Source organism: Streptomyces sp. NPDC051555, assembly GCF_044454405.1.
Lineage (GTDB): Bacteria > Actinomycetota > Actinomycetes > Streptomycetales > Streptomycetaceae > Streptomyces.
The window spans coordinates 544,945-566,752 of record NZ_JBITDP010000002.1 but is presented as its reverse complement, the minus strand read 5'-3'; the positions used below and the strand labels follow the sequence as shown (position 1 = coordinate 566,752).

The window sequence follows — 21,808 nt, the reverse complement described above, 5'->3', positions numbered from 1 at the left end:
TGCCCATGCCGCTCCCAGCCCCTGGACGGTCCCGACCTGGGACGGCATGCGGTCATGCCTGCCGACAGCCGGAACGGCTCCTCGGGCGTCGACGTAGCCCTGGAGAGCTACGCGGCAGGTTGGCTCCGCCGGGGGACGCAGATCACCGGCCCTGAAAGCGAACCTTGTGGCGTCCAGTCGGGAGGCACCGTCTGCCTCCCGCACCACGCCCACCCAAGGACCGCAACCATGTCCATAGCCCGACGCCCATCACTTGCCTCGCAGGCCACGCCTCCTGGCAAGATCAAGAGGTTTCTGCGTGTCGTAGCCGCTTCGATCGCCTCGATCTTGGCCTTCCTCACAGGCGCGATCATGCTGGGCGCATACGTTCCGACTGTCCCCAAAGCCGGCGTGATCGGCCCGGTCGTCGGCGGACAGTACCCCTTACACGTCGCACTCCTTGCCCTGGCCGGCGCTGCCCTGGGAGCCCTGGCTTGGCGCAGCGGCCTGGTGCGCTGGGGGCGTGTCCTCACCGCGGTGACCGCTCTGTCCACCATCGCCGGTCTGGTCGTCGGCAGCATTCAGTTCGTTGCCGCTCGCGACGCCGGTACGAAGATCTCCTTCAGCCAGGTCTTCGGCCAGCTCGCCTCCTCCGGGGGTGCCACGCCGGATACAACCCAGATGTATGCCACCCGTGACGGCGAGGTACTCGAAGCAGATATATACCTGGCCGGGAAAGGCCAGGGGAACAAGGCGCCGGCCATCGTGCTCGCCCGTGCCGGAGGCTTCCACACTTTCGACAAGAGCGACCTGCGTGGTACCGGCCGTTGGCTGGCGGACCACGGTGTGGCCGTGATAGCGGTCGACTACAGGCTGGCCTCCCCCGACCGCCCCACGTGGGACAAGGCCCCGCACGACCTCATGACCGCCCTGGGCTGGGTGCAGCACCACGCCGACCAGTACGGCATCGACAGCTCCCGCATCTCGCTGGGTGGCATGTCGGCCGGCGGCACCCTCGCCATGAACACGGCTTACCGCCTTCAGAACGGCACCATGCAAGCCACCGACGGGACCACCCCGAAGCCGCCATTCTCGGTGGTCGGCTTCTACCCCGGCACCGATGTCACCACCATGTGGAAGGACGACGCCGCGGGCACCCGCGAGGCCGCAGAGCTGTTCACGGGCGGCACGCCCGCCCAATACCCCGAGCGCTACCGCGAGGTCTCCCCGACCACCGACATCCGGACGGGTCTGCAGCGGACACTGCTCGTCGTGGGAGACCGCGACCGCAGCTCCCGCCCCGAAACCATCAAGGACTTCGGCGCCTCGCTCCGAGCCGAGGGCGTCGACACAACGGTGAATGAACTGCCCTTCACCGAGCACGCGTTCGACGACGCCTACGGCAGCCTGACCTCACAGACCAGCCGCCAGATCCTCCTCGACTTCCTCAGCAAAGACGCGTAACACCGCCCTGCGGTCGCGGCGGCACGATCTCAGCCAGGCCCTTGTGCGAAGTCAAGCTTGGGCCGGGCGGCTGGAGATTGGGCAATGGGCGCGCGGAGCGGTGCTGTACGGCCGCTGTCGTGTCCTCACTCTGGTCTTCGGACCAGGCGAGGTCGCCCCCGTCACCCGCGAGGCCGAACCGGACCGCTCGCGCGGCCCCCACGTCCACGTCGGCTGACCCCGGATCCGGCGTCAAGTTGCCGACAGGAATCGCGCTGGTCCCGTGTCTGCCCGAGTGGTCGGCGTGCCCGCCGGTCCGAAGACCTGCCCCTGCCCGTACGCGGACGATTCCGTGGGCGGGTCGGCGCACACATCGAGCGGCAGGTGCGGTAGTTCCGCGACGTGGGCCGCCCGTTGTGTCGTTTCTCCGCGTCCGCGTCCGCGTCCCGTTGCCGGGACGTTTCTGGACACGTCTCGCGAAGGAGAGTTCCGTGACAGCGAAGCCCGCAGCCGCGGCAGCACCCTCCCGACGTATCGAGGTTCTCGGTGCTCCGGGCCCTCGCTTCGAGGAGATCCTCACCCCCCACGGCCCTGGACTTCATCGCGCAGCGGGATGCGGCATTCGCCAAGCGACGCCTGGACATCCTCAAAGAGGCGTCATCATCCTCCCCGGGCTGCCGGGCATCGGCATCGGCATCGGCATCGGCATCGGCATCGGCATCGAGGATGTCAGGCACCGTGCTCAATTTCTTAGAAGAATCCGAGCTTCTTGGGTGAATAACTTACCAACAAGTTCTTCGTCTCCTGGTGGTACAGCAGGTGCACCCAGGCTGACCAGGAAAAATGACAGTTGGTAGGGCTTCTTGGACAGGGCTGGTCCGGAAGTGGTCCGGATCTTGGTTTGCGCTTCGTCGAACGGGTGGGCGATATGGCGGTGCAAGGACACCTGACTTCCCCCACGCCCCGGCGGCCGGGCAATAGTCCTGCCTCCCCGAGGGCTTACTGATCCGGAAGAAGCGGCCTGGAGGCGCCAGCGCCGGAGGGGAGCATGCCGAGGCAGGCGCCCCAGGGCCACGCGTTCAGCTCGGCCTGTATCTGCGCCTCCTCGGCGTCGCGGGCAGCGATGGACGACGCCATCGCGTGCTGTGGTCCATGTCACACGCGGGTCCTGTCAGCAATCGGGGCGCTGTTCCGCTCAAGTCGCTGAGAGGCAAGCGAACCGACAGGAGCATCAGATGAAGCACCGCATCGTCGTCCTCGGCGCCGGCTATGCCGGGGCCTACGTGGCCGGGACCCTGGCCCGTCGGCTTTCCCCGGCGGACGCCGAGATCACCGTGGTCAACGCCGAGCCGGACTTCGTCCAGCGGCTGCGGCTGCATCAGCTCGCGGCCGGCCAGGAGATCGAGGCTCCGAAGCTCGTCGACGTTTTCGCGGGCACGGGGATACGGCTGCGCCTGGGGCATGTCACCGCCGTCGACCCCGAGCGCCAGGTCGTCGCCGTGGCTGACGCCGACGGCGGCAGCCAGCTCGGCTACGACACGCTGCTCTACGCGCTCGGCAGCCGCGTCGCCGACCACGGCCTCCCGGGCGTGGCCGAGCACGCCTTCCACGTCACCAGTCGTCCGGCGGCGCTGCGCCTGCGCGAACGCCTGGACAGCCTGAGCAGGCGGGACGGAGGCGGGACCGTCCTGGTCGTCGGCGACGGGTTGACCGGCATCGAGACCGCCACCGAGATCGCCGAGTCCCGGCCCGGCCTGTCGGTGGCGCTGGTCGCCCGCGGAGAGCTGGGGGCCCCGCTCTGCGCCGGGGCCCGCGGCCACTTGCGCCAGGCCTGCGACCGGCTGGGCATTACCGTCCTGGAGCACACCAGCGTCGAAGCCGTCGAAGCGACACGGGTGCTGTGCGCCGACGGGACCGCCCTGGCGTCCGACGCGACCGTGTGGACGGCCGGGTTCGCGGTTAACCCCATCGCGGCCGCAGCCGGGCTGAAGGTCACCGACGACGGCCGGATCGTCGTCGACCGCACCATGCGGTCGCTCTCGCACCCCAACGTCTACGCCGCCGGCGACAGCGTCTACACCCTCGGCGAAAACGGCCGGCCGCTGCCGATGTCCTGCGCTTCGGCCGGTTTCACCGGCATGCAGGCCATGAAGGCCATCGTGGGAGGCCTGACCGGCAGCAAGGTAGCGAACGTCAAGCTGGGCTACCCGGGCAACCACATCAGCCTCGGGCGGCGGGACGGGATCCTGCAGATGGTCGACGGGGAAGCGCGGGCGAAGCCGAAGTACGTGGGTGGTCGGAAGGCCGCGCGGATCAAGGCGGGCATCGTCAGGATGTCGCTGTGGACCACCTCGCACCCGACCTTCGGCCTGCCCAAGCGCAAGCACCACCTGGCCGCCGCGCCGGATGGGGCCGCCGCAAAGGTGGCCGCGTAGTCCGCCTAGGGTAATCCCCGTGGAGAGCACCGCCATTGACCGCTTCGACACCAGTCGGTTCGAGGCCAGCCGCAACCGGCTGGCCTCGCTGGCGTACCGGCTGCTGGGCTCTGCCGCCGACGCCGAAGACGCCGTGCAGGACGCGTTCTTGCACTGGCAGGCCGCCGACCGGCAGCGGATCAAGGTGCCGGAAGCATGGCTGACCAAGGTCACCACCAACCTGTGCCTCGACCGGCTCCGCTCGGCACAGACCCGCCGCGAACGCACCGTCGGCGCCTGGCTGCCCGAACCGCTCCTCGACGGCGACCCGATGCTCGGCCCGGCCGACACGTTCGAGCAGCGCGAAACGGTCTCCCTGGCCGTACTGACCCTGATGGAACACCTGTCACCCCTCGAGAGGGCCGTCTACATCCTGCGCGAAGCGTTCTCATACGGCCACGCCGAGATCGCCGAGATCCTCGACATCACCGAGTCCGCAAGCCAGCAGCACCTTCACCGGGCCCGGCGCCACATCACCACGGCGCGCCGCGGCGGCGGTGAACTCGACCCGGCATCCGCCCGCAGGATCGTTGAGGAGTTCCTCGCCGCCGCCTCCTCGGGCCGCGTCGAACGGCTGGTGGCGATGCTCACCGACGATGCGACCGCGATCTCCGACGGCGCCGGCCTGACCAAGAAGCTGCTGCGGTACGACACTCCGGAGCGCATCGCCGTCATCGCACGGGCCGGCTTCAAGCCCACGCCCGCGAAGCAGCGACTCGCCGGTGGGGTCTCCGAGGTCCACTTCGCGCTCGTCAACGGCGCCCCCGCCATCCTCTTCGTACCCGGCGGCAAGGTCGTCGGCGCCGTGACGTTCGACATCACGGACGGCAAGATCGCAACCGTGCGCGGCATAGCCGCCCCCTCCCGTCTCGTCCGCTTCACCGAAGCCTGGCGGCAGCACGAACAGGGAACCCCGCTCATCGTCGAGTGGTGACCCGGCGCCGGCCGCGGAACCAGGTCAGCACGAGGACGAGGGCAGCCGCGGCCCCGTACGCGATGTTGCTCAGCGCCGGCTGGAAGTGGAACGTCGGGGCGAGGACGTAGACGGCGGCGCCCGCGAGGGGAATGCCGAGCCATTCCCAGCGTCCGTCCAGGGCGACGAGGGCGATCAGGAGGAGCGCGTACCAGGAGTAGCCGGGGGTGAGGAGCAGGAAGGCCCAGCCGGTGACCAGGAGGGCGCCGCTCCAGGGGCGTCGTGGGTCTCCGCGCCACATCACGTACAGGGACACGCCCGCGATGACGGCGAGCAGTACGGGGAAGGCCCAGGTGTCCGGTAGTACCAGGCGCAGGAGCGAGTAGCGGGACCCGGCCGAGGGGTCGTCGTAAGCCTCCTCCTCGACGTAGCCACCGAGGTAGCCGAAGACCGAGCCGTGCGACAGGAGAACGTACGGGAGGTAGGCGACTACGACGAAGGCCGCGGCGGGCAGTAGTACGGCGGCCGCGTCGCGGACGCGGCGGACCCCGGACAGCGCGCCGGGGAGGATGACGGCCGGCATCAGCTTCGTGGCGATGGCGGCGCCGATCAGTACTCCGCCCGCTGCCCGCCGGGTCAGTGCCTGGGAGGCGACGAGTCCGAGGCCGGTGACCGCGAGGAGCACGCCCAGGACGTCGGCGTGGGCGTTGTTGACCGCTTCGATGGGGACGGCCGGGCACCAGGCCCAGTACGCGGCCTTGCGCACGTCGTCGCCGCGCCGTCGCAGGATCAGCAGGAGCGCGCCCGTGACGCCGAGAGAGATCAGGGCGGCGCCGATCTGGAGCGGCTTGTGGCGGGAGTTGGCGGGGGAGAGACGGTCGACGGCCAGGAAGTACGCCTCGGCGACGGGCGGATAGATGGTGTGGACGGCGGGCCTGTTGAGGCGGGTGCAGTGGGGTGTGCTGCCGGTGTGGGGGATCGGGGCGAGGTCGGGGCCCGTGCAGGCGGCGCCGGTGGGGAAGAGCCAGGGGTCGCGGAGCCGGGCGAGCGCAGGGTCCTGTGGGGCGTGGTCGTACGGGGAGATGCCAGCGGACTGGACCCGGCCATCCCAGGCGTAGCGGTAGGAGTCGGTGCTGGTCCGCGGCGGCCCCAGCAGCCCGGTCAGCGTGACTGCGACGGCCCCTGCGGCGATCAGCCACGCGACGCGGCTGGCCGGGACCCGGCGCAGAGCCAGCAGCGCGACGCTGAAGAGCACCCAGCAGGCCGCGTACCAGCAGAACAGGCCGACGGGGTCGCTGAAATAGCCCCCGTACATGAGGGTGCGGGCGAGGAGCGTCGTGAGTGCGGCAGGGGCGAGGGCGGTGGTCACGAGAGCGGCGCGAGGGGTGAGGGCGGTAGGGGGTTTCACCTGCGGGATCGTTCCAGGGATCGGCTCTCCCTTGGGCCGCGCCGTCGCGGATGTCCGTGATTCGTAAGGTGTTCCGGCAGCCTGCTCGGGCCTCGCCGGGGGTGTGATGGGGGCATGCGTTTCACCCTGCCCTCCGGGCCGCCCGTCACCTTCAAGGCGCGCCTGCACGATGCCCGTACCGCGACCGCCATCGGCCGCTGGCTCGGCCTGGCCATGGCCGTCTGCTTCGCGACCGGTGTGCTGAGCCACTACATCCAGCACCCGCCCGGATGGCTGGCCGACTCGCTGCCGCCCGACCCGGTGCCCGCCGACGGCGAAGTGTTGATCCGGGTCGCGGCGTTCGGCCTCAACCACGCCGAGGCCTACATGCGCAGCGGCGCCTGAGGGAAGGTCGCCGCCGTCCCGGGGATCGAGTGCGCGGGCGTGGTGAAGGCCGACCCGTCCGGGAAACTCCCCGCCGGGCCCGGGTGGTGGCGATCCTCGGCGGCATGGGGCGTACCCACAACGGAAGTTACGCGGAGCTGGTGACCGTCCCGTCGACCAACGTGGTCGCCGTGAGTTCCTCGCTGGACTGGGCCCGCTCTGGCGGCCGTTCCCGAGGTGTACGCGGCCGCGTGGAGTGGCCTGTTCGGCAACCTCGACCTACGGCCGGGCGAGACCGTCTTGGTGCGGGGCGCGACCTCCTCGCTCGGCCAGGCCGCCGTCAACCTGGCGGTCGACCACGGCGCGACCGTCCTCTCCACGACCCGGGACCCGCGGCGGGTGCCGCTGCTGAAGGAGCTCGGAGCCACTGACGCACTCATCGACGACGGTGCCCTCGCCGCCCAAGTCGCCGAGCGGGCACTCGGCGTCGACGCGGTGTTCGACGTCGTCGGCAACAGCGTCCTGCGCGACTCGCTGGCCCTGGTCCGGCCGCGCGGCCGGGTCTGCCAGCTCGGCTTCCTGGGCGGATTCGAGCCCGTACGGGACTTCGACCCGATCGCCGACCTCCCCAGCGGAGTACGGCTCAGCTTCTTCGGCAGTGCCTTCGTCCTGGGCACCCCCGCCTTCCCGCTCAACGACGTGCCGTTGGACGAGATCTACGCCAAGGTCGAGGCCGGTGTCCTGCGGGCCCGCCCCACCCGGGTCTTCCGGTTCGACGAGATCGTCGAGGCCCATCGGGCCATGGAGGCCGGAGAAGCCCTCGGGAAGATGGTCGTCACCGTCGGCTGAGTCCCAGAGCTCCCGGACCTTCCTTCAGCCCGCCGAGGGACGCCTGGTCGAGGGTCAGCGACTCCGGGTGGGATCCGCACCGCTGCGGATCCCACCCAGCGGTTCGCTGCTCGGCAACCGTCAGTGCGTGAGGTGGATGAAGTACCGGCCCGCCGTCTGCCAGGTGTCGTACGGGGTCCAGCCCGCGGCCTCCGCCTCGGCGCGCAGGGCGCGGGTGCCGAGCCGGGCCCACCAGAAGGAGGCTCCGCGGCCGCCGTTGCCGTCCTCGACGTGGACCTCGACGCGTTCGTCGACGTCGGCGGTGGCGACCTCGACCAGCAGGGAGCCGCCGGGTGCTGTCAGTTCGGCGGTGCGGCACAGCAGGGCGGCGGGGTCGCCGCCGATCCCGATGTTGCCGTCGATGAGGAGGACCGTGCCCCAGGCGCCTTCACGGGGAAGCGGGTCGAACACCGACCGGCACAGGGCGCTGCCGCCCGCTCGTACGGTGCGGGCCACCGCTTCGGGGGTGACGTCCACGCCGAGCGCCGTGTGCCCGAGCCCGGCGAGGGCGGCGACCAGACGGCCCGGTCCACAGCCGACGTCGAGGACGGGCCCGGTACATCGGGCCAGGACGGTGTCGTCGGCCGCGTCGGGTTCGGCGCACCACCGCTCGACCTCAAGCGGCAACAGCCAGCCGTCGTGGCGACGGAGGTAGAGCGGGCCCCGGCCGCTGCGCAGGGCGTCGGCGTACGGGTCCGCCTGCCAGGTACGGGCGGCCGGTTCCGCGAGCTGGGCGGTCACCGGGTCACCGCGCACAGACCGTGGTGCAGGGCGGCGAAGCGCGTGTGCGGGGCCGCGGCCGCGACCCGTCGCGCGTCGGCGGGGGTGTCCACGTCGCACAGCTCGGGCAGGTCCCGTACGGAAAGTCCCGCATCGGTCAGCCGCCGCCGCTGGACCTCGCCGGTGTGTGCCACGGACATGGGGACGCCGAGCAGCAGGGCCGGGTCGGGGTTGGCGAGGCCGAGGGCCCAGAATCCGCCGTCGTCGGCGGGCCCGAACCAGGCGTCCGCCTCGGTGAAGTCGAGTCCGAGTGCGAGGAGCCCGGGGGTGATCTGCGGGGTGTCCATGCCGATCAGCAAGGCCGGTCCGTCGGTCAGGGCGAAGGCGGCCGCCAGTCGGACGTCGAGGCCGCCCGTCCCTTGCGGGACGGCCTCGATGCCGTCCGGGATCCAAGGACCCGGCTGTCCGTCGAGGACGAGGACGCGCCGGTCGGCCGGGGTGGCCAGGACTGTCGCGAGGGTGTCCCGGAGCGAGGCCAAGGCGAGGTCGGCCGATTGCTGCGGGGTGAACTGTGTGGTCAGCCGGGTTTTCACGCGCCCGGCGACGGGGGCCTTAGCGATGACGAGGAGAGTGCTCATGCGGAGATCCCCGCGGCCGGTGCGGGGTGGGCGCCCGGCGGCTCGGCCAGGACCTTGCGCATGTCGCGTACGGCATGCCAGGTGCCCCGCCAGGTCCCGGTGACCTTGGACTTCCCGGAGCGGGGCAGGTACGGGATGTCCGTCTCGGCCACCTTCCAGCCCGCGTCGGCGGCTCGCACGACCATCTGGAGCGGATAGCCACTGCGCCGGTCGGTCAGGTCCAGGCCGAGCAGCGCCTCGCGGCGCGCCACCCGCATCGGTCCGAGGTCGTGCAGCCGCAGTCCGGTGCGGCGGCGCAGCATCTGCGCGAGGGCCAGGTTCCCGGCACGGGCGTGGGGCGGCCATGCGCCGCGTCCCTGCGGACGGCGTCGGCCGAGCAGGAGATCCGCCTCGCCGGCCGTGACCCGCTCGGCCATGGGCGCGAGCAGACCGGGGTCCATGGAAGCGTCGCAGTCGCAGAAGCACACCAGCTCGGCGCTCGCGGCGAGCAGCCCGGCATGGCAGGCGGCGCCGAAGCCGCGCCGGGTCTCGTGCACGACGGTGGCGCCGAGGGATCGGGCGATGTCGGCCGAGCCGTCGGTGGAGCCGTTGTCGACGACGATGGCCCGCCACCCGGCCGGCACCCGCGCCAGCACCCAGGGGAGGGCTTCCGCCTCGTCGAGGCACGGCAGTACGAGGTCCGCGCGGGGCGGACGACAAGCAGAAGGAGTCACCCTCCACACCGTAGGAAGCGAAGGGCGAAGAAGGGCGCCCGAAGACCTTACGAAACGCGGACACCGCATCGCACGGCGGCAGGGCCAGGGCGACACGGCACCGCACAGTGTCACTCTCCGTCGCGCTCGCGCGCGAGCACGGAGTGCGCCTGGCAGGTGCGGGCGCGGCTCCGCTGCCGGTCGAGGTCGACGGAATGGAGATGACGCGGGTGCTGTCCAACCTGCTGGTCAACGCCATCCGTCACACCCCGGCCGACGGAACGGTCGCGATCGCCGCGGAACGCCGCGCGGACGCGGTGGTGCTGTCCGTCACCGACGCCTGCGGCGGCATCCCGGAGGAAGGCCTGCCCCGGGCCTTCGACACCGGCTGGCGCGGCAGTCAGGCCGTACCCCTCCCTCGGGTGCGGGCCCGGGCCTGGCGATCGTCCGAGGCCCACTCCGGGCGCGCGGACGTCCACAACGTGCCCGGCGGCTGCCGCTTCGAACTGACCCTCCCCGCATCTGCGTAGACCGTTACGGTCGGGTCGCGGAATCGAAATCGGCGACGACCGATGAATTCCTTCATGATCCACAGTCAGAGATCATGGTGGGTGTGCGACAGACGGGCATGTGCCCGGCGCGCATCGACCGAAACTGCCGACAACCGGACACCAGATACCGAAGATACCGAGGAACCCAGATGCGTACCTTGATCAGCACCGCCTTCATCTCCCTCGACGGCGTCGTGGAGGCCCCGGGCGGGGAGCCCGGCTACCGCAACTCCGGATGGACCTTCAAGGACGTCGAGTTCCTCCCCGAGGCCTTCGAGATCAAGGGGCGGGAGCAGCAGGAAGCCACCGCCATGCTGCTGGGCCGCACCAGCTACGAGGCCTTCAGCCCGGTGTGGCCCGACATGGAAGACTTCGCCGACTACAAGGTGATGCCGAAGTACGTCGTCTCCACCACTCTTGCCGAGGACGACTTGGTGTCGAACTGGGGCGAGACGACGATCCTGCGCTCGCTCGACGAGGTCGCCGCGCTGAAGGAGACCGAGGGCGGCCCGGTCATCGTCCACGGCAGTGCCTCCCTGAACCAGGCCCTCTCCGACGCCGGCCTGATCGACCGCTACCACCTGCTCGTCTTCCCGCTCCTCCTCGGAGCCGGCAAGCGGCTGTTCAGCGGCACGGACAAGGACACCCAGAAGCTGAAGCTCGTCGAGCACGAGGCGTACGCCAACGGCCTGCAGAAGAACGTCTTCGACGTCGTCCGCTGAGAAGGTCCTTTGCGCTCGACCTGCTGCGGAACCGGCCGACGAGGTCGGCCGGTTCCCGGGCTCAGCCGACCGCGCCCGCCGACGCGCGCTGACCGGCCCGGGCGAACTCGGCCATGCCTTCGGCGAAGCCGACCGTCGGACGCCAGCCCAGCTCCGTGCGCAGCCGGGCGGAGTCGGCGGTGATGTGCCGCACGTCGCCGAGGCGGAACTCGCCCGTCACTACCGGGACCGGTCCGCCGTGCGCCGAGGCAAGCTCGGCGGCCATCTCGCCGACCGTGTGGGGCTCCCCGCTGCCGGTGTTGTACGCGGTCAAAGCCCCGGCCTGCCGGGTACCGACCGCCTCGAGTGCCACAGCATTGGCCGCGGCCACGTCCGCGACATGGACGAAGTCCCTTCGTTGCGCGCCGTCCTCGTAGACCCGCGGGGCTTCGCCCCGGGCGAGAGCGGAGCGGAAGAAGGAGGCCACCCCGGCGTACGGGGTGTCGCGCGGCATGCCGGGTCCGTACACGTTGTGGTAGCGCAGCGACACCGCACGACCCTCCACACACCGGGCCCAGCTCGCCGCCAGGTGCTCCTGGGCCAGCTTCGTCGTCGCGTACACGTTCCGCGGATCCGTCGGGGCGTCCTCGCCGACCAGACCCGGCGCGAGCTCGGCTCCGCAGCTGGGGCAGAGGGGTTCGAACCGGCCCGCCGTCATGTCCTCGGTCCGGCGCGGCCCCGGGCGTACCGTCCCGTGCCGCCCGCACGTGTACCTGCCCTCTCCGTAGACCACCATCGACCCGGCGAGCACGAGTTCCCGCACCCCGGCGGCCGCCATCTCCGCCAGCAGCACTGCCGTCCCGAGGTCGTTGCAGCCGACGTAGTCGGGGGCGTCCGCGAAGTCCTTGCCGAGGCCGACCATGGCCGCTTGGTGGCAGACCGCGTCCACTCCGCGCAGCGCGGCTCTGACCGCCTCGGCGTCCCGTACGTCGGCGCGGAGGAACTCGGCGTCGGGCAGGGGCGGTGTGCCGGGGTGGGCTGTGGGCAGCAGGGCGTCGAGGACGACGGGGTCGTGCCCGCGGGCCTTCAGGGCGGAGACGATGTGGGAGCCGATGAACCCGGCCCCTCCGGTGACGAGTACGCGCATGCTCCGGACGCTACGCAGTGCGGAGCCTCCGGAGGGTCTCCCACGCGTGTACGTAGACTTCCGTCATACGGGAGCGCTGGGAACGGCGACGGGGGCGGGACGGCCGGGGGGCTTCGGGCGGGAAGTCAGTGGTGACTGAGGTGGTCGTGGTCCTTCCAGATGCCGCCGCCCGGCATGTCGAGGCGGGCGGTGAGCGGTCGGCGCCACGGGGGAGTGGAGGTGGGTTCGCCCCAGTAGTCGGTGACCCGTACGGCCCGGCCGTCGCGGAGCTCGGCGATGGTGACGTTGCGGTAGAGGCGGCCGTCGCCGTAGTCGCAGGTCCATTCCACGACGATGACATCGTCGTCGAGGCGCAGCCGTCGTCCCACCTCGAGCGTGAGCTCGGGGAAGTTCCCCTCGACCTCACCGATGAGCTTGCTGCCGCGGACGACCTCGCCCATCTGGGGCCATTGCCGCTCGACCTCCGGGGCGAGCGGAACCCCGAGGATGTACGCGAGGCGGGTGTGGCCGTTCGATTCCGGTGTCGGCTCGTTCATTGCCATCAGTCCTTCCTGTGCGGTGGGCGGCGGACCGGATGCGGCGCGTGTCGTGGTGCGCCGGAGCCGTCGGCCACGCTGCCGATGTGGAAGCGGACCCGGCGGCCGGTGCCGCCTTTATCGTCGTCGGAGCCATCAGGAGACCACTCCAGGACCGCGGTGCCGGACAGGTGCACGGTGTGCCCCGTGGCGAAATCGGCGAACAGCAGGGCCGCGGCGCTGTCGGCGGCCAGATTGCCGAGGCTGTTGAACATGTTGTTGCCCGGATAGTCGGGCCACCAGAGGCTGTCGCCCTCGACGCGGACGAATCCGGGCGGCCCACCGCGGTGCGAGGCGTCGTTGCCGCGCTCCGGGTGGGTGGTGCCCAGGAAGAAGGTGTCGGCCGTACGGATGAGGCGGGCCTGATCTGACGCCAATGAGGTGGCGTACCGCACCGGGGAGCCGTCCCCGCCCCCGGCGACGGCGGGTCCGGGTTGGAGGTGACGCCGCTGGATGTACTGGGGACAGTTGCTGTACGCCTGATCGACTTGGAGCGTGAGGCCGTCCTCGTCCGCGGTGGTGAGCGTCCCGTTGACCCGGAAGCGACGCCGGGTGGCGAAGTCGATGGCCAGCAGGCCGACCGGTTGACCGGGAGAGAGCCCGTGAAGCGGGTCGTCCGAGCCGGGTGAGGTGCGTACGTGCAGCGTGGATGCCGCGATGACGTCGAGGACGCCGGGCGGTCCGGTCAGCGGTGAGATCCACAGCCGGCCGGAGTCGTCGCGCGCCGTGAGCGCGGCGAGTGTGCGTTCGGCGAGGAACCTGGCCGCCCCGCCACGCAGGTCGGGTGGGCGGAGCATGCCGGAGAGCCGGGCAGCTTCTGCGCGTACGCCGGCCTGCTCCTGTACGGCGAGTTCGCCGGGGTGAAAGCCCAAGGGAGGTGTTTCGTTCGATCTGCTCATGACCGCCTCCTGAAGGTGGCGGGACGGATTGCCGATGGCACGGCGTGGCGGGTGCCCCGGCCCGCCCGGGAAGAGGGGCGGGCCGGACTCCGCTCAGGCGGCGTGCACGTGCGGGGTGACGACGGGCCAGTCGTTCTCCACCTGGGCGAGCACGTTGAAGTAGTTCGTGAGCAGGTTCAGCGCGATGTGGCCGACCACCTCGCCGATCTCGGCATCGGTGACGCCTGCGTCCCGCGCCGCCTGCACGATGCTGTCGTCCACGGCGCCCCTGCCGCGGACGACAGAGTCCGACAGTGCCAGCAGGGCGGCGGTGTGAGAATCGGATGCCTCGGCGTGGCGGGCCCGCTCGAGTTCACCGGGGTCGACCTTGGCGATGTGCTCACCGATGTAGGTGTGGGCGGACAGGCAGTACTCGCACCCGTTGTACTCGGCGGTGGCGATCGCGAGCTGCTCCCGGACGCCCACCGGCAGGTCTCCGCTGGCCAGGGCGCCGGAGAGCGCCAGGTAGCCCTTGAGTAGGGCCGGGCTGTTGGCCATCACCTTGGTCATGTTCGGGGTGAGGCCGAGGGACTTCTGCACCTGGGCGAGTAGCGGGGCCGCCGGGCCGGTCGCGGTGGCGGGGTCGATCGGGGTGAGCCTCGACATGTTCGTGGCCTTTCTGAGGGGAGACGGCGACACCTCCACCACAATTCTAATGGTTATGGTGCGCTTCTGTCGTTAGAAAGATAGGTAGCCATCTTCGGGGAAGTCAAATGGTGTAGAGCCTCTTCAACCATTAGGTGCCTGGTAAGGTGGGTCGCGTGGACAGCACAGACCCCGGTACGAGCGCACCGCTGCTCGGCGAACCGCTCCCGATCGAGCTGATGAACACGATCTGGGCCGATCGGGACGGCGTGCACGACGCGATCGCCGACCCCGACGGAGCCGTCGCGTGGCTGCGGGCCGTCGGCCCCCGACTGACACCCTCCGCTCCCGCGGTCGGTGCCTGGCTCGACGCCGAACGGCCTGCCGGAGCGGAAGAGACCGCCGCTAGGCTGCGCGGCTTGAGGGACGCATTGCGCAGGCTCGCCGCCGAGGCGACCGAGGACCCGAGGCCGGACGCGCAGTCGGCCATCGCCACCCGGGACGCCGCACTCGCGGCACTGAATGACGCGTGCAGCGCGACGCCGGTGTGGACGACGTTCCACTGGCCTTCCGGCGCGGACCCGACCCGCATCGTGCGCACCAGCGACCTCGCTGGGCAGGCGATGGTCGCCATGCTCGCCGGACAAGCCGTCGACCTGTTCACCGGCGACATGCGACCGCAGCTGCGTGCCTGCCTTGCGCCGGGCTGCGTGCTCTACTTCGTGAAGCAGCACCCCCGCCGCGAATGGTGCTCGGCCGGCTGCGGCAACCGCGCCCGCGTCGCGCGCCACTACCAGCGCCACCGTGCCACCAAGACCGACCCCGAGTCCTGAGCGGGAGGTTCCCCCATGAAGGTCGACGTGCTGACCGAGGCCGTGATCGCCGCCCCGTGCGACCGGGTCGCCGCCTACGCGGCCGACCCCACGCACGCACCCGATTGGTACGCGAACATCACCTCCGCCGACTGGCGGACCCCGCCGCCGGTGGCGGTCGGCTCCAAGGTCGCCTTCGTCGCCCGCTTCCTCGGCAGGCGGCTGGCCTACACGTACGAGATCACCGCGTACGAGCCCGGGCGCCGACTGGTGATGCGCACGGACGAAGGCCCCTTCCCCATGGAGACCACCTACACCTGGGAGCCGTACGGGGAAGGCTCGGACCGCACCCGCATGACGCTGCGCAACCGGGGCGAGCCCAGCGGATTCGCCTCCCTCGGCGCCACCCTGATGGCGGCGGCCATGCGCCGCGCCCAGCACAAGGACCTGTCGGCCCTCAAAGCGCTGCTGGAGCAGTGAGTACGGATCTCACTTGGGCGGCAGCGTGTCCGCGAACGCCACTGCCGTCGTGATCCAGTGGTCCAGCACGGCATCCTCCGCCAGGGCCGGGCCGCTGACCGTCACCCAGCCGCGCATCGGGCGACCGGTGAAGTCCATGGGCCGGGCCTCCGGGCGGGCGAGAGCCTGTTCGCTCCGGTCCGGGCCCACACGGACAGCGACCTCTTCACCGGACACGGCCATGGTCATGTTGCCGTGCAGCAGGAAAGCGAGACCGCCGAACATTCGCTTCTCGGTGACGGCGGGCCGCTCACCGAGCCGCTCTCGGATCCGCTGGGCCAGCCCTTCGTCGTACGTCATGCACCCACTGTCCTGCGCGGTACGGGTGCCCGCGCGCCAAGACACCGTCGCCGATGTGCCGGTGCGGGGCGGCGCACGCGACCATGGGGAGATGGAGCCGGCGTCACTGGGCGATGTCAGCACCCCCGGGCGGGTCGCGTCCGCCGGAGAGGGTGTCGGCCTGGACGAGCTGGCCCTCGCGGCCCGCAACCACGGTCTGCCCCTGGAAGCGCTCCGCTACGAGGTCACCCCGGCCGGGTTGCACTACGTACTGGTCCACTACGACATCCCCGCCGCCGACGAGGCCACCTGGCAGCTGACCGTCCGCGGCCGGGTCCGCAGGCATCTGACCTTGGACATGACGGCCCTGCGCGCGCTCCCCGCGGTGATGCACCGGGTCACCATGGAGTGCGCGGGCAACGGTCGGGCACGCCTGTCCCCGCGGCCTGTGAGCCAGCCGTGGCTGGTGGAGGCCGTGGGGACCGCCGACTGGACGGGAGTGCCGCTGTGCGTAGTGCTCGCGGAGGCGGGGGTGGAACCGGATGCCGTCGAAGCCGTCTTCACGGGCGCCGACCACGGTGTGGAGCGCGGGGTCGAGCAGACTACCAGCGCAGCCTTCCCATGCCGCTCGCCACGGGCACGGACCCGGAGGTGCTGATCGCCTACGCGATGAACGGCCTGCCCCTGCCCCCGCAGCACGGATACCCACTGCGCCTCGTCGTGCCCGGCTGGTACGGCATGGCGAACGTGAAATGGCTCCGGGACATCACCCTGACCGGCGCCCCGTTCACCGGCTTCCAGCAGGTCGCGGCCTACCGCCTGCGGCAGACGCCCGACGAGCCCGGCGAACCGGTCACCAGGATCGCGCCACGGGCCCTGATGATCCCGCCCGGCTTCCCCGACTTCATGTCGCGCACCCGTGTGGTGCACCCGGGACCCGTGTCGCTGGAGGGGCGAGCCTGGTCGGGGTACGGGCCTGTCGCGCGGGTCCAGGTCAGCGCCGATGGGGGCCGCACCTGGGCGGAAGCCGAGGTGGCACCGAGGGAGCGGCACGCGTGGGCATGGCAGGCATGGCACTGCGACTGGACGGCCACCCCAGGTACGCACACCCTCATCGCGCGCGCCACGGATGCCGAGGGGCACACCCAACCCCTCGAACAGCCGTGGAACCGTGGTGGCTTCGCCAACAACCTCGTCCAGCACGTTCCGGTCCTGTGCTGCTGATCACGGCCGTTCCGCGTCCGCCGGTCGCAGGGCGTGCCGCGCCGCGGGGTGGTCAGGCGTGTGCCGGGGGCCGGTAGCGCGGGTAATGGCGGACTCGACGGAGGCGACGCGGTCCGCCAGGAGTCCGAGGGCGGCGACCGCGCGGGTGAGCGGGTCGGATTCGGGGCCGCCGAGGGTCCGGGCCCGTACGTACGAGCTCTTGATCGCCGTCCAACGCTCTGCCTGCTCCCGGGTGAGGGTAGAGCGGAGCTCTGCGAGCTTGAGGAGGCCGGCTTCGGCACCTGTGGTGAGGGTCTGGGCCTCACCCGTGTAGTGGTCGTCGATGACCGCTGCCAGCTCGGCGTCGTTCATGACGGGGTCGATCCGGGCGGCGATCTTGTTCATGTTGCGGTACGAGCCCTGGAGGAGGAACGGCGGCTCGGTGCGGGCTTCCTCGTTCTGGGAGGCGGAGGCGATGTAGGCGGCGTTCACGGCCAGGACGGTGGCCCGGGCGGTCAGCAGGTGCCGTAGCACGGCCAGGATCTGCTCCAGCTCCGTCGGAGCGTAGGGGTGGACGAGCCGGTCGGCGTGGGCTGCGGGGTCGGCGGAGGCCAGGCGGACCAGCAGGTCGAGGTCCGCGCGGTCGCGGCCGGCGAGCGGGGCCAGGACCGGGTTCGAGGTGAGGGCGTTCTCGACGAAGCTGAGCGCGAAGGCCGGCTCCTTGCCGGTCAGGACGTCGCCGAGGTTCCAGACGTCGGCGCGGTTGGCGAGCATGTCGGGGATGCGGAAGCGCTGCCCGGACTCGGTGTACGGGTTGCCGGCCATGCAGACCGCGAACCGCTTGCCGCGCAGGTCGTAGGTGCGCGCCTCGCCGTCCCACACGCCTTCCATGCGGCGGGTGGCGTCGCACAGCGAGATGAACTTCTGCAGCAGCTCCGGCGAGGTGTGCTGGATGTCGTCCAGGTAGAGCAGGGTGTTGTTGCCCGACTCCAGCGCGAAGTTGATCTTTTCGACTTCGCGGCTGGCTGTTGCGTTCGGTGCCTCGGCCGGGTCGAGCGAGGTGACCGCGTGTCCGAGCGCGGGGCCGTCGACCTTGACCAGGACGAGGCCGAGCCGGTCGGCCACGTACTCCATGAGGGTCGTCTTTCCGTAGCCGGGCGGGGAGACGAGCAGCAACAGGCCGTTGCTGTCCGTCCGCCTGGTCTCGCCGGTGGTGCCGAGCTGCTTGGCGAGGTTGTCTCCGATGAGGGGCAGGAACACCTCGTCGAGCAGTCGGCCCCGGACGAAGGAGGACAGGACCTTGGGCCGGTACTCGTCCAACCGCAGGCGTGCGCGTTCCGTGGCGACCAGGGCCGCGCGCCGGCGTTGGTAGTCGCGGAATCCGGGCACGGTGGTCGTCGCGAAGTCTCCTGTGCGGGCCAGTAGTTCGTCGATCCTCACCGTGAGGGATCGCCCGCTGATGCGGGGGTGCCGCCCGAGGAGGCCCTCGACCGTCCCGGCCAGGGGCACATCCGAATCGTAGCGGTCCAGGCCCCGGCAAAGCTCCACGGCGACCGCCTCGGCGAGGTCGCCCGGGGCGATGGGCTCACCGGCCGCGGCGGCGTAGGAGGTGATCCACGCCTCGGCGAGCTGACGCCGGTCCGTCAGGGCGGGCAGTGCGCCGAGGTCCTCGTCGAAGGCAGAGGTGCCGACCGCGCGGCGGAACTTCTCCAGCAGCGTCCGGGCCTCGGCGCTCGTGACGAAGCCGCCCTGTCCGGAGGCCAGTTCCTCGAAGAGGTACTCGGCGGCCGACGCGCCGTCGGCCCCGGCGATGGCCGTGGCCAGTTCGGTCTGGAAATCGGCGATCGCGGGCGGTGCTCCGAAGACGTCCCGGACCCGGGCGAGCGAGGTCGCCCGGCGGGCCCAGGCAGTCCGCTCCTCGGCGGTGGTGCGGTGCGCCCAGAACAGCTGGGCTTCGGCGCGGGCCCGGGGCGGGTAGCGCAGCAGGCCGGCAGACTCGTGCAGGCGTAGCAGGACGTTCAGGATGACGGTGGCGTCGTGGTCGTGGACCCCGCGCTCGTAGCCCTCGTCGTACGCGGCTTCGGCGGCGTGGCGCACGAGGGCCGCAAGGTCCGGCTCCTCAGCGAGGGCGGCCGGGCCGTACTCGGCGAGCAGGCGGGCGGCGAGGTGTTCGGCGCGGTAGACGTCCGCGTTCTCCGAGGGCAGGGACTGGCCCCAGTAGGGCCGGGTGGCCTCGAAACCCGGGTCGGTGACGGCGGAGCGGTAGTCGGTGCCGGTGAGGGCGAAGACGAGGCGGTCGCCCTGCGGGACCAGAGTGAGGTCGAGGGGCTGGGTGTTGACGGCGAACCGGTGGCGGCCGAGGCGGACCGTCCGTCCGCCGTCCGCGTAGAGCTCGGTGCGGTCGCGCAGGGCGCGGACGGCCTCCTGCCGAGCGGCTTTCAGCCGGCCGTCGAGCTCCTCGGCCCGGGTGCGCTCGTCCAGTTCCCGCAGTTCAGTGGCCGTGCGGCGGACCTTGGCGACCATGGGGTCGGAGGCGAAGAAGGTGCTGATCGCGTCGACGCCGTCGAGAGCGGCGGCGCGGCGGGTGACGGTCTCCAGCACGCGCGCGGCCGAATCCGCCAGCCGTTCCGCCCGGCGGGCACGGGCGTCCTGCAAGGTCTGCTTACGGGATGAGAACGCCTCGTACACTTCCGTGCGCTTCGAGGCCAGGTCGGCGAGGAACGCGTCGGATTCCGCGAAACGGGACTCCAGTGTCTCCAGCCGCAGCAGGAGCCGGGCGAGCTGATCGTCGCAGGCGTCCGGGTTATGCGCGGCGGCCAGCGCCCCGGTGACCGCCTGGGCCAGCAGGGCGGACTCGGCGGCGAACTCGGCCCGGCCCTCGCGCGCCAGGAGTTCGCGGCGGTGTGCGTCGAGGGTGGCGCGGGCCCGGTTGACGCCGCCGAGCACCTCGGCGACCCGTTCCAGGATGGACGTACGGACAGTGGCGTCGCCGATGTCGAGTCCGGCGACGACCTCGGTGACCGTTTCCAGGCCCTCGCGCTGCTCGTCGAGACGGGCGGCGAGGGGGCCTGCCTCGGCAACGGAGACGATCGCGGCCGCGTCCTCGGCGAGCCGGTCGACGTCCTCGTGGTGGGCGGCGAAGGCGTCCTCGCGCGCCAGGAAGGTCACGGCCCGGCCTGAGAAGGAGGCGATGTCGGACTCGACCTCGCCGACCAGCTCGTCGACGCGGTCCGTGTCCGCGTACCGCAGCTCCTTGACGGTGAGGAGACGTCCCTGGGCGCGGCGCAGTTCGGTCAGACCGTCCACCCAGCCACCGGCGCCGCGGGGAGCCTCCCCGCGCAGACGGCGTACGAGCGCGGCGGTTCGCGCCGCGGCCTCGGCAAGCGCCTCGGCGGCCTGCCGGGTCAGGGCCCGTACGGTTTCGAACTCGGACAGCACCTGTTCGGCGGTGGTACGGAGATCGCTCAAAGGGGCGCGCAAGAGGCCGAGTTCGGGGTCACCGAGCCAGTGGTACCGGTCGGCGGCCCGGACGCAGGCCGCGACGAGGGCCGTGTACCCGGCGCCGGTTGGCGTGGTCGAGGATGCCGCACCAGCGAGGGAGAGGCAGTCCGAGATGCCGCGGACGAGATCGGCGTTGCCGACGCGTGTCAGTGCCCCACCTCCGGCGGGCAGCGCTGCCGCGTGGGTGTCGGAGACGTACGGGGAGCTCCAGCGCTGGAGCGGGTGCACTCGGGCCGGCCCGTCGGAGTCCGCGCGCAGCACCAGCAGCGCGCCGTCGTCGAAGAGGGCGTGGCCGTGGCAGGAGATCGGCATGGCGATCTCCTTGCGGATGACGTTGTAGGGGAGGAGCAGGCTGCGGCCTTCCCCCCGTGCGTGGAAGACGTACAGCACGTCCTCGCCGTTGGGGGAGAGCACCGTCCGCTCGTACTCCAGGCCATCGGTGGCGGTGTCGAAGGCCTTGGAGGTGCCGGTGGCGAGGCAGTAGCCGCCCGGGAAGACGATTCCCTGGCCGTCGGGCAGCGTGCGGGCGGCCTGCCCGATGCCGTCGAGGCGCACGGCGGTCCCGGTGAGGGTGTTGAACACCAGATGGCGCCGGACCTCTTCCTTGTACGGGCGTACCCGCAGCAGGATCAGCGGTCCGACGTGCGCGTACTCGATGTCCGCGTCAGCCAGGGACTGGAGCGGTTCGCTGACCGGCTCGGAGAAGAACCCCTCGGCCGTTTCGGTGTCGCCCTCGGCCTTCAGGGTGAGGGCCCCGCCGGCCGTGGAGACGAAGACCGCGCCGCCGATGGACACGTGCGGGTGGCGGCCGAGGACGTGGTCCTCACGGGTGGCGGCGGTCCACTCGAAGTCGTGGGAGGGCGGGAGGACGTGGTCGCGCTCGCCCCGGCCGTCCAGGAAGGTGGCGGTCCCGTCCGGGGCCAGGGCCCAGCGCAAGACGCGGATGTCCTCGCTCGTCTCGCCGGTACGGAAGACGGCGAGCAGTTTCCCCTCCACATGGCGTAGTTGCAGGAGACGGGCTTCGCGGTAGTAGCGGTGGAGGGCTGCGAACTCGCGGAGGAAGGCCGGGTCGTCGAGGAGGCCCGGGACGGCCGTCTCGGGAAGCGGCTCCAGGTCACGGCCGTGCAGGGCGAAGACGTCACCCACGGCGGTCTCGGCCTTCAGCGCGGTGGAGGCGTGGTAGCCGAAGAGCAGGCTGTTGCCGACGGCCGCGATGTCGCGGGGAGTGCAGGGGTGCTCGGTGCGGATGTGCTCGCTGGCATCGAGGGCCAGGCCGGTGGAACCGAACTCCTCGACGCGGAGGGTGTTGAGCGCCTCGGCCCGCCGGGCCAGCTCGCCGGCCTGCGCGGCGAGCCGGTCGCGCAGCACCTCGTAGGTGCCCGCGTCCATGGGGGACGTGGTGGTCATGGTGTGGCTCCCTGCGGATGCGTACGGGATGTGCGGTGATCGGGCCTGGAACGGGCCGGAGCCGCGGTGAGG

Annotated in this window: 18 protein-coding genes and 2 pseudogenes; 10 read left to right on the top strand and 10 right to left on the bottom strand. The window is 71.3% G+C overall.

The genetic code is table 11. The features are described 5' to 3' along the window. Nucleotides 1-228: 228 nt before the first annotated feature. The 3 genes from ACIBEA_RS07015 (at nucleotide 229) to ACIBEA_RS07005 (ending at nucleotide 4,830) form a co-directional block, all read left to right on the top strand. Complete coding sequence (locus ACIBEA_RS07015; protein ID WP_399258778.1) at nucleotides 229-1,443, top strand: alpha/beta hydrolase; 1,215 nt, start codon at nucleotides 229-231, stop codon at nucleotides 1,441-1,443. A gap of 1,214 nt (nucleotides 1,444-2,657) precedes the next feature. After that, nucleotides 2,658-3,857 (top strand): NAD(P)/FAD-dependent oxidoreductase, encoded by a 1,200-nt coding sequence (locus ACIBEA_RS07010; RefSeq protein ID WP_399258777.1) that lies wholly within the window; start codon nucleotides 2,658-2,660, stop codon nucleotides 3,855-3,857. Between the two features lie 19 nt (nucleotides 3,858-3,876). Beyond that, nucleotides 3,877-4,830, top strand: coding sequence for a sigma-70 family RNA polymerase sigma factor (locus ACIBEA_RS07005; RefSeq protein WP_399258776.1), 954 nt, complete (start codon nucleotides 3,877-3,879; stop codon nucleotides 4,828-4,830). On the opposite strand, the gene ACIBEA_RS07000 is transcribed toward ACIBEA_RS07005, so the two are convergent. After that, nucleotides 4,814-6,217: a glycosyltransferase 87 family protein gene (locus ACIBEA_RS07000; protein ID WP_399258775.1), complete on the bottom strand. Its 1,404-nt coding sequence runs from the start codon at nucleotides 6,215-6,217 to the stop codon at nucleotides 4,814-4,816. The genes ACIBEA_RS07005 and ACIBEA_RS07000 overlap by 17 nt on opposite strands. Nucleotides 6,218-6,331: 114 nt before the next feature. Here ACIBEA_RS07000 and ACIBEA_RS06995 point away from each other — a divergent pair. Continuing rightward, nucleotides 6,332-6,520: pseudogene (locus ACIBEA_RS06995) on the top strand (molybdopterin-binding protein); the annotation flags it as partial. A 297-nt stretch (nucleotides 6,521-6,817) separates the two neighbouring features. Then, the gene (locus tag ACIBEA_RS06990; protein WP_399258773.1) at nucleotides 6,818-7,429 is read left to right on the top strand and encodes a zinc-binding dehydrogenase; all 612 of its coding nucleotides are present in this window, start codon (nucleotides 6,818-6,820) and stop codon (nucleotides 7,427-7,429) included. A 120-nt stretch (nucleotides 7,430-7,549) separates the two neighbouring features. Here the strand turns inward: ACIBEA_RS06990 and ACIBEA_RS06985 are convergent, their stop codons facing one another. From ACIBEA_RS06985 to ACIBEA_RS06975, 3 genes are read right to left on the bottom strand one after another with little or no spacing between them, the layout of a single operon-like run. Beyond that, a complete protein-coding gene (locus ACIBEA_RS06985; protein ID WP_399258772.1) occupies nucleotides 7,550-8,209 on the bottom strand; it encodes a methyltransferase domain-containing protein in 660 nt (219 codons plus the stop codon). Beyond that, on the bottom strand, nucleotides 8,206-8,826 hold the full coding sequence (locus ACIBEA_RS06980; protein WP_399258771.1) for a DUF2064 domain-containing protein: 621 nt from the start codon (nucleotides 8,824-8,826) through the stop codon (nucleotides 8,206-8,208). Before ACIBEA_RS06980 ends, ACIBEA_RS06985 begins: the two co-directional genes overlap by 4 nt. Next, nucleotides 8,823-9,539 carry a glycosyltransferase family 2 protein gene (locus tag ACIBEA_RS06975; protein WP_399258770.1) on the bottom strand — a complete coding sequence of 239 codons (717 nt, stop codon included), beginning with the start codon at nucleotides 9,537-9,539 and terminating at the stop codon, nucleotides 8,823-8,825. The genes ACIBEA_RS06980 and ACIBEA_RS06975 overlap by 4 nt, the downstream gene beginning before the upstream one ends. Nucleotides 9,540-9,646: 107 nt before the next feature. Between ACIBEA_RS06975 and ACIBEA_RS06970 the strand changes: the two genes are divergently transcribed. Together ACIBEA_RS06970 and ACIBEA_RS06965 are read left to right on the top strand one after the other, a co-directional pair. Further along, nucleotides 9,647-10,048, top strand: coding sequence for a sensor histidine kinase (locus ACIBEA_RS06970; RefSeq protein WP_399258769.1), 402 nt, complete (start codon nucleotides 9,647-9,649; stop codon nucleotides 10,046-10,048). 170 nt (nucleotides 10,049-10,218) lie between these two features. Further along, nucleotides 10,219-10,791, top strand: coding sequence for a dihydrofolate reductase family protein (locus tag ACIBEA_RS06965; RefSeq protein WP_399258768.1), 573 nt, complete (start codon nucleotides 10,219-10,221; stop codon nucleotides 10,789-10,791). Nucleotides 10,792-10,852: 61 nt separating this feature from the next. Here ACIBEA_RS06965 and ACIBEA_RS06960 read toward each other — a convergent pair whose 3' ends face one another. From ACIBEA_RS06960 to ACIBEA_RS06945, 4 genes are all read right to left on the bottom strand, one after another. Continuing rightward, the gene (locus ACIBEA_RS06960; protein WP_399258767.1) at nucleotides 10,853-11,917 is read right to left on the bottom strand and encodes an NAD-dependent epimerase/dehydratase family protein; all 1,065 of its coding nucleotides are present in this window, start codon (nucleotides 11,915-11,917) and stop codon (nucleotides 10,853-10,855) included. 125 nt (nucleotides 11,918-12,042) lie between these two features. Continuing rightward, entirely contained in the window at nucleotides 12,043-12,453 is a 411-nt protein-coding gene (locus ACIBEA_RS06955) for a nuclear transport factor 2 family protein (protein ID WP_399258766.1), read from the bottom strand. 5 nt (nucleotides 12,454-12,458) lie between these two features. After that, complete coding sequence (locus tag ACIBEA_RS06950; RefSeq protein ID WP_399258765.1) at nucleotides 12,459-13,391, bottom strand: pyridoxamine 5'-phosphate oxidase family protein; 933 nt, start codon at nucleotides 13,389-13,391, stop codon at nucleotides 12,459-12,461. Between the two features lie 93 nt (nucleotides 13,392-13,484). After that, nucleotides 13,485-14,036 (bottom strand): carboxymuconolactone decarboxylase family protein, encoded by a 552-nt coding sequence (locus ACIBEA_RS06945; RefSeq protein WP_399258764.1) that lies wholly within the window; start codon nucleotides 14,034-14,036, stop codon nucleotides 13,485-13,487. A gap of 155 nt (nucleotides 14,037-14,191) precedes the next feature. Here ACIBEA_RS06945 and ACIBEA_RS06940 point away from each other — a divergent pair, with 155 nt between their 5' ends. Then, entirely contained in the window at nucleotides 14,192-14,848 is a 657-nt protein-coding gene (locus tag ACIBEA_RS06940) for a CGNR zinc finger domain-containing protein (protein WP_399258763.1), read from the top strand. A 15-nt stretch (nucleotides 14,849-14,863) separates the two neighbouring features. Next, nucleotides 14,864-15,307, top strand: coding sequence for an SRPBCC family protein (locus ACIBEA_RS06935; RefSeq protein WP_399258762.1), 444 nt, complete (start codon nucleotides 14,864-14,866; stop codon nucleotides 15,305-15,307). A gap of 9 nt (nucleotides 15,308-15,316) precedes the next feature. Here the strand turns inward: ACIBEA_RS06935 and ACIBEA_RS06930 are convergent, their stop codons facing one another. After that, nucleotides 15,317-15,646, bottom strand: coding sequence for a TfoX/Sxy family protein (locus ACIBEA_RS06930; protein ID WP_399258761.1), 330 nt, complete (start codon nucleotides 15,644-15,646; stop codon nucleotides 15,317-15,319). Between the two features lie 91 nt (nucleotides 15,647-15,737). On the opposite strand from ACIBEA_RS06930, the pseudogene ACIBEA_RS06925 reads away from it, so the two are divergent. Beyond that, a pseudogene (locus tag ACIBEA_RS06925) lies at nucleotides 15,738-16,849 on the top strand (sulfite oxidase). Here ACIBEA_RS06925 and ACIBEA_RS06920 read toward each other — a convergent pair. Next, nucleotides 16,850-21,736 carry a DNA repair ATPase gene (locus tag ACIBEA_RS06920; protein WP_399258760.1) on the bottom strand — a complete coding sequence of 1,629 codons (4,887 nt, stop codon included), beginning with the start codon at nucleotides 21,734-21,736 and terminating at the stop codon, nucleotides 16,850-16,852. Nucleotides 21,737-21,808 lie beyond the last annotated feature (72 nt).